This is a genomic window from Streptomyces sp. NPDC002926, assembly GCF_053591755.1.
Map to the genome: position 1 here is coordinate 1 of NZ_JBSFUK010000024.1, position 13,328 is coordinate 13,328.

Genomic DNA, 13,328 nt, shown 5'->3' on the forward strand with positions numbered 1-13,328 from the left:
CGCGGCGGCCGCACCGCCCGCGCGGGCGAGTCCGGCAGCGTCGTCACCCTGGTCCTGCCCAACCAACGCCGCGAGATGGCACGCCTCATGGCAGCCGCCGGCATCACCCCGCACACCGCCCAGGTCCGCTCCGGCGAAGCCGAACTCAGCCGCATCACCGGCGCCCAGCCCCCCTCCGGCATCCCCGTCACCATCACCGCGCCGGTGACGGAGCGCCCCAAGCGCAGCGCCTCGTCGTCCCGGGGCCGGCGCAGCCGCCCCGCCCAGGCGCGCCGCTCCCCCGCTGCGTCCCAGGGGCGGACGGGCACCTCGCAGCGCCAGTCCTCGTTCAGAAGCGCCGCGTGAAGTCGCAGCCCTGGCAGTCGCGCTCGGCCCGTTGATCCGACGAACACGAAAGGTGTCCCTTGACGCTGATTCTCACGCAGCCACGGCAGACGGCCCGCATCGGGCTGACTGCCGCCGACGCCATGACCAAACCCGGACCTCAGGTCGGCGATGACATGATCGTCGACGTCGCCCTGTCCGTCCTCATCGGCGCCGGCGTGGGGCACCTGATCGTCCGCGGTGAGGACGATCGCTGTGCCGGTCTGGTCTCCCGGGCCCAGCTCACCGCATACCGCAGTGGCTCCTGGTACGCCGAGGACACGCGGTTGCGTGACATCGTCCACGACCGGGGACCGTTCACCTTGTCCGAGATGTCGCTGCCCGAAGCGGAATACGCCATGCGGGCCCGCGAACTCGGTGCCTCACCTGTGGTCGACGAGGACGGGTACATCCTCGGTGTCCTCGCCCTCACCCACTGATCTCCCCTGGCCTGAATTCCGTCTCCGCCCATCCCTCCAACCCTGTTGAGGCACTATGCGCTGCGTCATCGCCCGCTTCCCCTTCGACCTGGTCAAGAATGATGTGCAGCAGTCGATGAAGGGCATCAAGCCCGAACCCGTCACGGGTGAGTCCGTGACCATCGGCCGCCGCATCTTCCCCGTCAAGCAGGTGGGCGAAGTGATCACCGGACAGGATCGCCGCGATTTCACCGCCGGCGAAGTGACCAGGGCCCTCACGCGCCTCGGGTTCACCTGTCACACCGCCCCCGCGATCGTCCCTCCCCCCGTTCTCACCCCGCTGGAAACGGCTTCGGCACAGCTCGGAGCAGCGGCGCAGATGTGACCGGGACCGGATAGCGCAGAGGGCTCCGACGGGCAACTGGTCGGAGCCCTCTGCTGTCCGGGGGGCCGGTGTTCCCGAGGATGGACAACGGCACGTTCAGTGACCGGCTAGGAACTTCACGCCCACGACACCCACGCCGATCGCGGTGTCCAATAGGCCTGACGTGAGCGCGCTCAGCGGCCCGTTGCCCATCCGCAGGCCGGTACGCCAGCCCCAGAAGAACAGGGTCGCCACCTCCACCCCGGCACCGGTCAGCAGCGCCGTGCCCAGACCCATCGCGCCCAGCGCCGACATGCCGATCAGCGCCAGTGGCCCCACGGCGCTCAGCAGCAGCGGACTGGAGACATACAACCCTGTCCGAATTTCTGCCCGGTTCGCGCTGCGCCGGGTCACAGCACGGTGCGCCTGCTCGTCGGCGACCAGCGTGGCCAGCCAGACCCCGAGCGCTGTCACGGCCACGGTGAGCGCCGCTTCCAGGTGGTCGGGCTCGCCCGCCTCGGCAAGAGTCACCACGACAGCGGTCAGGGTGATGGTCGCGTAGATCCGTTCCTTGAGCCGTGCGGCCGCGATGTCGCCGGCACGGGCGGCGGTGGCGTCTCTCCGCCGGCGGGCAGCCGGTGACGGTTGCGGATCCGGTGTCGTCATGCCGACCCGTATGCGGGCACGCCGACCGCAGCACCGGCCAGGATCGGGGTCATGCGTGCGCCTTTCCGCCGTGAAGCCACCGTGCCCGAAATGCAGGATTCAGTGACAAACCGTATCCGACCCGACACAGTCAGCGGTGTGTCCGCGACCGCGCAGGTGTCGGACGGGGGTACAACCGCGGTGCCGCCGGCCCGCGAGACCTCACCGGTTCACTCGACCGGCCAGGTATGGGCAGGTGCGTTGAGATGCATGTAGTCCATGTACTGCTGTGTCATACGCCGCAGCGCTTCATGGCGCCCCACATGGGTGGAGTCATGGATGTGATGGAACATCTCCTTCTGCCACACCGCGCCGTTGCGGCCGGTGACGCACCGCTGTTCGATGATCCCCAGCAGCGGTTCCCGCCACGCCGCGTCCATGCCCGACTGCTCCAGCCCCCGGTGCGCCAGCGGCAGAAGACGCCTCAGCACAAGTTCGGACGCCGGCACCTCGCCCATCCCGGGCCAGTACAGGCGCGCGTCGATCCCCTGCCGCGCCGCTGCGTGCAAGTTGTCCTCCGCTGCCGCGAACGACATCCGCGACCAGACCGGCCGTTCCTCATCGACCAGGGCGCGCGTCAGCCCGTAGTAGAAGGCTCCGTTCGCGAGGGCATCGGCAACCGTCGGACCGGCGGGGAGCACCCGGTTCTCCACCCGCAAATGCGGTTTGTCGTGGGCGACGGCGTAGACCGGGCGGTTCCAGCGGTAGATCGTGCCGTTGTGCAGAGTGAGCTCGGCCAGTTCGGGCGTGTCTCCGCCGTCCAGCGTCTCCATCGGATCCTGCTCGTCACACAGGGGCAGCAGCGCCGGGAAGTAGTGCACGTTCTCTTCGAAGAGATCGAAGACGCCGGTGATCCACCGCTCTCCGAACCACACCCGGGGTTTCACCCCCTGCACCTTGATCTCTTGCGGCCGGGTGTCGGTGGCCTGCTCGAAGAGGGGGATACGTGTCTCGTGCCAGAGCTCCTTGCCGAACAGGAACGGCGAGTTCGCGGCCAGCGCTACCTGCACCCCCGCGATCGCCTGCGCTGCGTTCCAGTAGTCCGCGAACTCGTCCGGCGAGACCTGCAGATGAAACTGGATACTCGTGCACGCCGCCTCGGGCGTGATGGTGTCCGCGTACGTCCGCAGCCGGTCCACCCCGTCCACATCGATCCGCAGATCCTCGCCCCGGGCCGCGAACACCTGCTCGTTCAACAGCCGGTACCGCGGATCCTCCGACAGCGCCGCCTCACTCACATCCACCTGCCGCAGCGTCGGCAGGACTCCCACCATGATCAGGTGCGCGCCGACCGCCGCGGCCCGCTCCTCCGCATGGTTGAGGGCATCCCGGATCTCCTTCTCCCACGCATCGGGACCACCGGCCGTCAGACGCCGCGGCGGGATGTTGATCTCGAGGTTGAACCGGCCCAGCTCCGTCGCCCAGGCGGGATCCGCGATCGCCTGGAGTACGTCGGTGTTGCGCATCGCCGGTTCGGCGCGCTCGTCCACCAGATTCAGCTCGATCTCCAGACCCACCTGCGGCCGCTCGAACTCGAATCGTGACTCGGCCAGCATCTGCGCGAACGCGTCGAGACACTCCTGCATCTTGATCCGGTACCGGCGGCGGTCCTCGCGGGTGAACACCAGCGCCGGGACATCTCGTCCCATCAGCCCTCCCGAGTCCCCTCGGCAGACACCCCGCTCCAAGGGTCTCACTCCCCCACCGCCCGGACCAGCCAAGACCGGGGGCGCACGCCGCACGTACGCCCCCTGACGCGCACCGGCGCGCACCTTGACCGCCCGTGAGCTGCGGACACCAGCAGTCTCCCGCTGCAGTTCTCACCTTCTCCGCAGGAGAGCGCAAGGCGGTCCACGTCCGGGCCCGTGCTCGCTCTTAGGCTCGGCACGTGGCCCACACTGAAGAGCGCGCCGAGGGCGCCGGACCGTTCACCACACGCCTCAGCTGGCGCCTCGCCGGAGGCGGCATCGCGGTATGGGAGTCGCGCGCGGCACGCAAACGCGGCGTGCTCAGGGTCGGGCCCGAGGGCGCCGAGCCCACCGCTCAGTACGCGGACGAAGAGACCCTGCACCGGCTTCGGACCCTCAACGCCGTGGCCGCGACGGCGTTCACGGCCGGTGGGGCACTGTTCGTCCTCGGCGCCGCACTCGCCCAGTTCGGATCCGGCAATCCGACCCAGAGCGCGACCGTCTACTTCGTGGGGGGCCTGTTCTTCAACACCGGCGCCTACGCCTCCCTCCTGCAGACGATCAACGCCCCTCGGCGGGCCGGCGGCGCCGGCGCCCTGGCCACCCGCCGCTGGCGGTGGTGGAGCTACGAGCCGATGCGGATCGACTGGCTGAGCACCTTTGTGCTGTTCGCCGGGACGGTGGTGTTCGGCATCAATCTGCTGGACTCGTTTCTCCAAGGGCTGTCGGCCCAGCAGGTGAACCGGCTGATCTGGGCGCCCGACGTCGTCGGATGCCTGCTCTTCCTCGTTTCCGGGCATCTGGCGCTCCTCGAGGTCAGCCACGGCCGTCCCGGCCTGCGCCTGCGGAGCCTCGGCTGGTGGATCGTCGCCGTCAACCAGCTCGGCTCGGCGCTGTTCCTGGTTTCGGCACTGGCCGACTTCACGGAGCCGCGTACCGGAAACCTGGTCAACGTCGCCGTCGCCAACTGGGGAACCATGACGGGGGCCGCGTGCTTCTCGATCGGCGGCGTACTGCAGCTCTTCGAACGTCCCTAGCTCCCTGCGGCGGCCGCAGGGCACCGCGACAGCCGAGCCGCCGGGTCGGGTCCGGGCGAAGTGCCGTACGCGTCGGGCGTGGTCATCATGGAACTGCCCGGCCGACAGGAGCGCGGGGCAGGAAGGGGAACGCGATGGAGCTGTTCCCGCAGATGCCGCTCGCGGAGTGGCAGGACACCAAGGAAACGCTGCACAGGTTCGCACAGGTCGTCGGCAAGATCCGTCTCGCCGCGAGTGCCCGGCGCAACCACTGGTGGAACGTTCCCTTCCATCTGACCGGACGCGGCATCACCACACGTCCGATGCGAGAGGCCGACGGTCATTCGGTCTTCACGATCGACTTCGACTTCGTCGGCCATCAGCTGGTCGTGGCGACCTTGGACGGCAGAGCGATGTCCGTACCGCTCGTGGGCCAGTCCGTGGCGTCTTTCCACAGCGGCATCGTTGAGGCTCTGGCCGCGCTGGGCGTCCGGGTGAGCATCAATATTCCCCGGCCGTTCGACCTGCCCGATGCCGATCGGCCGTTCGCCGAGGACACAGAGCATGCGGCCTACGATCCCGAACTCGCCAACCGCTACTGGCAGGTGCTGAGCCAAGTGGCGTTGGTGCTGGAGGAGTTCGCAGCCGGCTTTTCGGGAAAGGCCAGCCCGGTACACCACTTCTGGCACACCTTCGACATCGCCCACAGCCGGTTCTCCGGGCGCCATATCGACCAGCCGCCGAAGATCGATCCCGTAACACGGGAGGCGTACTCCCGAGAGCTGATCAGCTTCGGGTTCTGGTTCGGTGACGATACCTTCGCCGAGCCCGCCTTCTACTCCTACACCTTCCCCGAGCCCGCGGAACTGACCGGGGAGCCGCTCACGCCCGCTGCGGCACACTGGGTTGCACGCAATAACAACCACCTGGCCGTGCTCCCCTACGACTCCGCCCTCGCCGAGAGCGATCCTCGTTCCGCCGTGCTCGCCTTCTACGAGAGCGCGTACCAGGCCGGAGCCCGACGTGCCGGCTGGGACACCGCCCGGTTCGCCTCACCCGGCGGAATCACGGACCCTCAACTGCCGGTCCCCCGTGTGTGAACGCCAGGGCGCCGTGCAGGACACCCGCACCATGGTGGCCCCGGCACGGCATCCGCCGTGCCGGGGTCCGGGCGTCAGCCGCACCTACGGCCGCTGTTGATGCAGCCCACTGCCTTCCTCATCAGCGACGAGGACATCACGTTGATGAAGTCACCGTGGTCCGTCACCGGCTTGTGCAACTGCTCGGGGAAGCTGTCGACGGCGAACACCGAGCCGGGCGCGATCTTGTACGTGATCCGCTGGACCAGCTGGGGGATGGCCCGGAATCCCTTGGGGCAGGCGCCGTTGGGGCCCGCGAAGGCCACATGCGTGCGGTGGTTCGCACTGTCGGTGTTACTGCCGTCCCAGCAGCTCTGGAAGTTGAACGTACGCACCACATTGCTGCCCCGCGGGCACAGCGGGTACTTGTCCTTCAGCTGCCGGTTCTCGAAGCCGGTGCAGCTCCAGGAGGCGTTGGCGTTGGCTGTCCCGTTGGTGAACGCCTTGGCATCACCGGTGATGATGCGCAGGAACGTGGGCATCGCGGTGACTTTGCTGACGGGGCTGCCGCGGAAGGTCAGTTGCGCCGAAGCGGGCTGGAGAATGCGTCCGACATTGCCGTCCTTTCCTCCACCGGGGAGGTCCGCGTCGCCCTCGATCTTCCCGTTGCGCAGTCGCAGGACCGGCCAGTAGTGGGTGGAGCGGTCACCGTTGGTGCACGTCGTGCCCGCGGCGGCGAGGTCGTCATTGGTGGCGAAGGCGTCGGTCTCAAGGTTCCCGACATAGTCGTGCATGTGGTGGGCACCGTTGCTCACACCGGGAGCGACGATGACGTTGTCGGGGTTGAAGTGCTTGTTCTCGTTGCGCCCGCAGCGCGACTGGAACGTACCGCGGGAGGCGTTGCGCTGCAGGCGGGGAGTGGCGACATTGGGGCGCACCTTGCGGATGTCCACGAAGTCCGACCTTTGGGGACCGGTCTGCGCCGGACTGCCGCCGGCCGGAGCGGAGGCGCCCGGGGCGGGAGGGTTCACAGCCGCGGCGTCGGGGGCGGCCGCGGATGCCGAAGCCGAGGCGGGGGCCACAGCATCCTGCTTGACCGTGCAGGATGCCAGCGACTCCAGCTGCTCCGGACGGTTCGACACCCGGTCGATCTCGGCGGCGATGCGGTCCAGTGTGAGGCGGCGCTGGGACGACAACGGGTCCAGCACTCGCGTGCGCACCCACTTCTGGTCAGCCTTCCCACCGGCTGATGCGAGCTGCCCATAGGCATCCGCGACCTGGGTGTCCAGCTGCGCCAGCTCGTTGTCCACCGTAGGCCGCGCCTGCTGCGGCACTTGCGACAGACGGACTGCGACGTCCGGACAATTGATGGTCATCGGAGCCGCCGCGGCCCACTGCCGGCGCGCGGGTTCCCGGGCGGCCGAGGCGTTGTTGTCCGTCATCAGGAGAGCTCCGCCTCCCACAGCCATTGCTGCCACCGCGGCGACTGTCATGCCGATCCATCTGGACCGCTTGTGTCTCTGCCCGTACCTCACAGGCTCGCCCCTCTTTGGTTTCGTCACACCGGGGACTTCATGCCCCTCGGCCGGGTCAGCCGTGCCTGCGCCCTCTCGGGCGCGAAACACAGCACAACGCAGTGAGATACGGAAACCAGGGCTGTTCTACTCAGCAGAGAATCAGCAGAAAATTTTGACGCGGCTACCCGGCGGCACCTTCACGGACCTCGCTCGGGTCCCGTGCGAAGCAAAGCCCTGGTCGACCGCCCAAAAGTACCTGGTCAGTGGCGGGCGGAAGTGCGGTTCCCCGACGCCTCAACCCAGCGGGACGGCACTGTCAGGCAGCGAACCCGATGTTGGTGACGTACTCGTACTGGCCTCACTGGGATCCGAGGTCGACGATCTGGTCGATCCAGGCGTCGTCCAAGGCTTGGTCGTCGTTCGCTGCCCAGGCCTCGACGATGCGGTCCCAGCACCGGACGTCGAAAGTGCGGTACTCCACCACTCGCTGGTGCGGGCGGGCAACTTGGGACTGGTTGAGCGGGTGCAGCTCGACCCGGGTACCACCGCGGGCGTTCAAGCGGCCTTCACCGCCGGGATCGCGGCCCGCCTCCCAGCCGCCGACCGTCGACGGGCATACGCCCAGCACACGGGCCACCTGAGTACGTGACAGCCTCAGCCCCTCCCGCCGGGCGCGCCGCTCCTCGACGGGGGGGCAGCTCCACCTCCTGCCGGGCCGAGGCCGGCAGGGCGTCGATGGACTCGAATCGGTCATCGTCCGGCCTCGTCGTGCGAGAACGCCGGCCGCCCCAGCCGCACTCCCTCGACCTGTCGCACCGCGGAAGCCTCCGCACCGCGCCCCGCGCGTGCGGCGCGGCGCCGGTCGGCCGGCACCAGTTCGCAGGCCCGGGTCGGACCGGCCAGCAAGTCCAGTACGGGAAGCCCGAAGTGAGCGGCGAGCCTGTCGCAGTCGTCCAGCGTCCAGGCAGTACGGCCCGCCTGACGACGCGATACCCGGTCTGCGTCAGACCGAGAGAGCCGGCCAACTCACTCTGCGAGTCCCCCGTGGCTTGCATCAACGCCGCCACCGTCAGTTGCAGCGCCTCTGTCAACGACAGCGGCATACGCAAACACCAGCAATCTCAAGCGCAGAAGGTCTTGGTGATGCAGTAATCGCATGCACACGTACGTCGCGCCATCGCCAGGAACGATCCAAGCCCGCAGTGTGAGCTCAGTAGCGCTCGACCGTCGACGCCCCTCCATACTTGGAACCGGACAGACCAAGCGTCGCGTCGTATGCCTTCTCGTGATCGCCGTTGCTGTCGTGCGCCTCGATGGCGTCCGAGACCGCTTCACGCAGCGCCTTGTCATCCTTGTTCATGCCGACGCCGTAGGGCTCCTCCGTGAACGGACTGCCGACGACCCTCAGCTTGTCCGGGCGCTGGGCGGCGTAGCCCATGAGGATGGCGTCGTCCGTGGTGACGGCATCGACCTCTTCGTCGAGCAGTTTCACAACGCACTCGTTGTACTTGGACGTCTCGACGGTCGTGGTGTTGTATTCGGGCTTCTTGATCTCCCGGAGCGCGGTCGAGCCCTTGACCGAGCAGACCGTCTTGCCCTGCAGAGAGAACGGCCCACTGATCGTTCTGTCGTTCTTGCGGACCAGGAGGTCGGCGCCCGCCGTGTAGTACGGGCCGGCGAATCCCACTCGCTTCTTGCGTTCGTCGTTGATCGTGTACGTGCCGATGTACAGGTCGACGGCGCCACTGGAGATGGCGGCCTCGCGATTCTTGGTGTCGACCGTTTTGAACTCGATCATCTCGGGCGAGAACCCCAGGTCGGCGGCGACCATCTTGGCGATCTCGATATCGAAGCCGGACCGCTTGCCGTCCGCGTCCTGGAAGCCGAGGTAAGGCTGATCATTCTTGGCACCGATGACGAGCTTGCCGGCCGCCCGGGCCTTCCGCAGGGTCGGGGAGTCGATCTTGACGTCCTTGGCAACCGTGTACGTGGGCAGCTTCGGCTGGTCCCAGCCGCCGGAGCTGGCGGCGGCCGTGTCAGCGGAACTGCCGGAGTCCCCGGAACAGGCGGTTGCGCCGAGGGCGACCGCAAGCACAGCGATCGCCGCGGCTGCGGCGGACGTGCAGGGCTTCATGGTGGAACATCCTTATATCAACGAATTGAGCAGATTGGGCGGTTGGGGACGTTGGGGGCGTCGCCGCAGGGAGTCGCGCGTCAGGAGTGCAGGATCTTCACAGGAGGTCCTTGCCCAGTCGCCGCGCGGGTTGTTGCGGAACTCATCCGGCGCGGCCGCTTCGACAATCCTGCCGTCGGCCGCGAACACGATCCGGTTCGCGGCAGGCTGTACGAACGCATCGAAACGAGAGCCATGCCGGCATCGACGCGACGCCGAGCCGACTCCTCGCTCTCCTGACTGGCGGTTTCCCGCCGATCGAAGCCAGGTCGGCCCGCAGCAAGGACGGCGCCCCCGGCCACCGAAGTGCCCGTCATCGGCTCTTTACTCCGTCCTTTTCGTTGGGGAGGACAATAGGGACACGACCATCTCGCCGTCACTACATCTGAGCGGAATTTGAGCATCACGGTCCGGCCACGTGTCCATCTCGGTCCGGTTGTGGCCGGCTACCCCACCACTCCGGTGTCAGCGACACCGCCCAGGAGCGCTGGTTCGCGCCCCGTCGGCACCGGTGTCGGTCCGCCCGCGATGAGCGCACATGTGCTTGACGGAACACCGCCATAATGCTCGGATGACTGCCGTCTCCTCCCCCTCCTCTTCTGCTCCGGTAGAACGCGCCCGCGTCGTCATCGTGGGCGCGGGACCCGCCGGTCTCACAGTCGCCAACATCCTGCGAGCCGCCTCCGTCGACTGCGTACTGCTGGAAACCGAGAGCAGAGAGTTCATCGAGCAGCGGCCCCGCGCGGGCTTCATCGAGGAGTGGGCGGTGCGGGCCCTCGAACGGCGCGGGCTGGCCAACCGTTCGCTGGTACATGCACAGGCGCACAGCGAGTGCGAGTTCCGGTTCGCGGGAGAGCGTCACAGGTTTCGGTACGGCGAGCTGTCGGGACACCGCCACTTCGTCTATCCACAGCCGCTGTTGGTGACAGATCTGGTGCGCAAGTACGCGGACGACGCGGACGGCGACGCCCGCTTCGGCGTACGCGATGTGGAACTGCACGCCATCGACACGGATCGGCCATCGGTCTCCTATACGGACCCGGAGACGGGCGAGCGCCGGAGCATCGACTGCGATGTCGTCGCGGGCTGCGACGGTGCACGCGGCGTGAGCCGCGCCTGCATGCCGCCGGAACACACCACCGTCGCCCGGAATGACTACGGTGTCGGCTGGCTGGCTCTCCTCGCAGAGGCGCCGCCGTCCTGTGACTCCGTCGTCTTCGGCGTCCATCCGCGCGGCTTCGCCGCCCACATGGCCCGAAGCCCCCGGGTAACCCGCTACTACCTCGAGTGCCCGCCCGGCGACGACCCGGAGAACTGGCCGCACGAGCGGGTGTGGTCCGAGCTCCGCGACCGGCTGTCGGCGGACGGGGCCCGGCCGCTGGCCGAGGGACGGCTGATCGAGAAGCGGGTGCTGGACATGCACAACTACGTCGTGGAGCCGATGGCATACGGACGGCTGTATCTGGCGGGCGACGCGGCCCACCTCGCGGCGCCGATCGCCGCGAAAGGCATGAACCTCGCGCTGCACGATGCGCTGCTGCTCGGTGACGCGCTCGTCGCGTACTTCGGCAAGGGCGACGACAGCGGGTGAGCGGCTACTCGGAAGCCTGCCTGCGTCGTGTGTGGCAGTACCAGGAGTTCTCGCAGTGGCTGTCCGAGGTGCTGCACGGAGCATCGTCGGGCGACCCCTTCCGTGCGGGCTCCGCCGCTGCCCGGCTGCGGCGGATCTTCGGCTCGCCGGCCGCCGCAGCCACTTTCGCCGAGTTGTACATCGGCAAGGACACCGACTACTGACCTGCACCGGCCGGGCGGGTGGCCTCCCGTGCTCGAAGTCGTCCTCCGGGCACGGCCGACTCAGCGCACCACCGCCTCTTCCACCAGCAGCCTTACGGCGGCCGCGATCGACTCCGCGTCTATTCCGGACGTGTGCAGTTGCTCCTCGGGCGTGGCCGAGGCGGGCATGTTCTGGACAGCGAGCCGTACCAGTCGCGGTGCGGGTCGGCCGTCCGAGAAGACTGCCGCCACCGCGTCGCCGAGGCCGCCCTCGGGGCGGTGGTCCTCCACTGTCAGCAGAAAGCCGGTCTCGTCGGCCGCGTTCCACAGGGTCTCCGTGTCGACGGGCTTGACGGAGTAGAGATCGATGACGCGCACACCGATGTTCTCCCTCTCCAGCAGCTCGGCCGCCGCGAGCGCCTCATGGACCGTCACGCCGGCCGCGACGACGGTGAGCCGGTCCCGCTCCCCCGTGCGCAGCACCTTGGAGCCGCCCACCGGAAACTCCTCGTCCGGACCGTAGACGACCGGCATCTCGCCCCTGCTGGTACGCAGATAGCTCACATTCGGCAGATCGGCCATGCCCTCGACGAGCCGGGCCGTCTGATTGCCGTCGCACGGGTACAGCACCGTGCTGCCGTGCACGGCACGGAACATCGCCAGGTCCTCGAGACCCATCTGGGACGGCCCGTCCTGGCCGATCGCGACCCCCGCGTGCGAGCCGACGAGATTGATCGAGGCGCGGCTGACGGCTGCCATCCGTATGAAGTCATGGGCGCGGGTCAGGAACGCCGCGAAGGTGGAGGCGTACGGGACGTATCCCCGTGCCTGCATCCCCACGGCCGTCGCGACGAGCTGCTGCTCGGCGATGTAGCACTCGAAGTAGCGGCTCGGGTGCGCCTTCCCGAAATATTCGGTGCGCGTCGAGTCGCCGACCTCCCCGTCGAGCGCGACGATGTCGCCGCGCGCCGAGCCGAGTGCGGCGAGCGCCTGTCCGTACGCGGTGCGGGTGGCGACCGAGTCGCCGATGTCGAAGCGCGGCGGCGGAAGAAGCACGCCGCGGGCTCCGGCGAGCACCCGTGCCGCGGGAGGGGACTGGACCTCCACCCGGATGAAGCGCGGCCCGCCCAGTTCCTCGATGGCCTCCTCCGCGTCGGGCAGCGGTTTGCCGTGCATGCCCTCCCGGTCCTCGACGGCGGAGACACCTCGCCCCTTGTGGGTGCGGGCGATGATCGCGGTGGGCCGCCGGAAGGTGGAGCGGGCCTCCGCCAGCGCCGCGTCGACGGCCGCGACATCGTGGCCGTCGATCTCGATGGTGTGCCAGCCGAAGGCCTCGAGCCGCCGCGCGTACGCGTCGAGGTCCCACTCGTGGCGCGTGGGCCCGCGCTGGCCCAGGCGATTCACATCGATGAGCAGCGTCAGATTGTCGAGACCCTCGTACGCCGCGTGCTCGACGGCCTCCCACACGGACCCCTCGGCCATCTCGCTGTCGCCCGACAGCACCCACACCCGGTAGGGGATCTGGTCGAGTTTCTTGCCGGCCAGGGCCATGCCGACGCCGACCGGCAGCCCCTGCCCGAGAGAGCCGGTGGCTACGTCCACCCAGGGCAGCCGGGGCGTCGGATGGCCTTCGAGGCGGCTGTCGAGACGCCGGAAGGTGAGCAGCTCTTCGTCGTCGACGACGCCCGCCGCCCGGTAGAGGGCGTACAGGAGCGGCGACGCGTGCCCCTTGGAGAAGATCAGCCGGTCGTTGCCGGGGTGCTCCGGGCGGTCGAAGTCGTAGTGCAGATGGTTGGCCAGCAGGACACCGGCCAGGTCCGCGGCGGACATGGAGGACGTCGGATGCCCGGAACCTGCCGCGTCGGCGGCGCGGACGGCGTCCACGCGCAACTGCTGGCCCAGTTCCGTCAGTAGTTCGGTACGCATGTCACTCCTCCTTGACGGTGGGACCCGGGACCCGGGCGAATCCGCACCGGGACCTGCCGTGCCCGGGCCCCTCAGGCGTGGGGACGGGGAACAGCGGACTGCGGGCGGGGACCGCCGTCCGCGCCCGGAGCCGCTTTTTTCCATTCGTCCCATGGCCGCTCGGCCGATTCGTCGAGTCCCCTGCCCGGACACCGCCAAACCTGCCCGTCGCGTTTCGAGGTACTCCGGCGCGCAGCGTGAGGAGGGGTTCGTCGCGGCTCGCGAGTCCCCCGCCGCCGGGGCAGGATGAGGTACGCAACCGATTC

9 protein-coding genes and 4 pseudogenes are annotated in these 13,328 nt (G+C 68.6%); 6 read left to right on the top strand and 7 right to left on the bottom strand.

The window, feature by feature from the left end; translation table 11 throughout:
• The 3 genes and pseudogenes from ACWDZ6_RS26480 to ACWDZ6_RS26490 form a co-directional block, all read left to right on the top strand.
• Positions 1-345 (top strand): annotated as a pseudogene (locus tag ACWDZ6_RS26480) (DEAD/DEAH box helicase); the annotation flags it as partial.
• 59 nt (positions 346-404) lie between these two features.
• Entirely contained in the window at positions 405-803 is a 399-nt protein-coding gene (locus ACWDZ6_RS26485) for a CBS domain-containing protein (protein ID WP_351451155.1), read from the top strand.
• A 55-nt stretch (positions 804-858) separates the two neighbouring features.
• Positions 859-1,167 (top strand): SCO5918 family protein, encoded by a 309-nt coding sequence (locus tag ACWDZ6_RS26490; RefSeq protein WP_351451157.1) that lies wholly within the window; start codon positions 859-861, stop codon positions 1,165-1,167.
• 96 nt (positions 1,168-1,263) lie between these two features.
• On the opposite strand, the gene ACWDZ6_RS26495 is transcribed toward ACWDZ6_RS26490, so the two are convergent.
• Together ACWDZ6_RS26495 and ACWDZ6_RS26500 are read right to left on the bottom strand one after the other, a co-directional pair.
• On the bottom strand, positions 1,264-1,812 hold the full coding sequence (locus tag ACWDZ6_RS26495; RefSeq protein ID WP_389176770.1) for a hypothetical protein: 549 nt from the start codon (positions 1,810-1,812) through the stop codon (positions 1,264-1,266).
• 209 nt (positions 1,813-2,021) lie between these two features.
• Positions 2,022-3,500 (bottom strand): glutamate-cysteine ligase family protein, encoded by a 1,479-nt coding sequence (locus ACWDZ6_RS26500; protein ID WP_451504826.1) that lies wholly within the window; start codon positions 3,498-3,500, stop codon positions 2,022-2,024.
• A 239-nt stretch (positions 3,501-3,739) separates the two neighbouring features.
• On the opposite strand from ACWDZ6_RS26500, the gene ACWDZ6_RS26505 reads away from it, so the two are divergent.
• Together ACWDZ6_RS26505 and ACWDZ6_RS26510 are read left to right on the top strand one after the other, a co-directional pair.
• The gene (locus ACWDZ6_RS26505) at positions 3,740-4,576 is read left to right on the top strand and encodes a hypothetical protein (protein WP_451504827.1); all 837 of its coding nucleotides are present in this window, start codon (positions 3,740-3,742) and stop codon (positions 4,574-4,576) included.
• Between the two features lie 134 nt (positions 4,577-4,710).
• Complete coding sequence (locus ACWDZ6_RS26510; protein WP_451504828.1) at positions 4,711-5,655, top strand: DUF5996 family protein; 945 nt, start codon at positions 4,711-4,713, stop codon at positions 5,653-5,655.
• Between the two features lie 74 nt (positions 5,656-5,729).
• Here the strand turns inward: ACWDZ6_RS26510 and ACWDZ6_RS26515 are convergent, their stop codons facing one another.
• From ACWDZ6_RS26515 to ACWDZ6_RS26530, 4 genes and pseudogenes are all read right to left on the bottom strand, one after another.
• Positions 5,730-7,127, bottom strand: a complete 1,398-nt coding sequence (locus ACWDZ6_RS26515; RefSeq protein ID WP_451504829.1) for a DUF1996 domain-containing protein — start codon at positions 7,125-7,127, stop codon at positions 5,730-5,732.
• Between the two features lie 382 nt (positions 7,128-7,509).
• Positions 7,510-7,713 (bottom strand): annotated as a pseudogene (locus ACWDZ6_RS26520) (transcriptional regulator); the annotation flags it as partial.
• 648 nt (positions 7,714-8,361) lie between these two features.
• Positions 8,362-9,285 carry a glutamate ABC transporter substrate-binding protein gene (locus ACWDZ6_RS26525; RefSeq protein WP_366729959.1) on the bottom strand — a complete coding sequence of 308 codons (924 nt, stop codon included), beginning with the start codon at positions 9,283-9,285 and terminating at the stop codon, positions 8,362-8,364.
• Between the two features lie 108 nt (positions 9,286-9,393).
• A pseudogene (locus tag ACWDZ6_RS26530) lies at positions 9,394-9,501 on the bottom strand (amino acid ABC transporter ATP-binding protein); the annotation flags it as partial.
• A 394-nt stretch (positions 9,502-9,895) separates the two neighbouring features.
• On the opposite strand from ACWDZ6_RS26530, the pseudogene ACWDZ6_RS26535 reads away from it, so the two are divergent.
• Positions 9,896-11,118: pseudogene (locus ACWDZ6_RS26535) on the top strand (4-hydroxybenzoate 3-monooxygenase).
• 60 nt (positions 11,119-11,178) lie between these two features.
• Here ACWDZ6_RS26535 and ACWDZ6_RS26540 read toward each other — a convergent pair.
• Positions 11,179-13,023 (bottom strand): transketolase, encoded by a 1,845-nt coding sequence (locus tag ACWDZ6_RS26540; RefSeq protein ID WP_451504830.1) that lies wholly within the window; start codon positions 13,021-13,023, stop codon positions 11,179-11,181.
• Positions 13,024-13,328 lie beyond the last annotated feature (305 nt).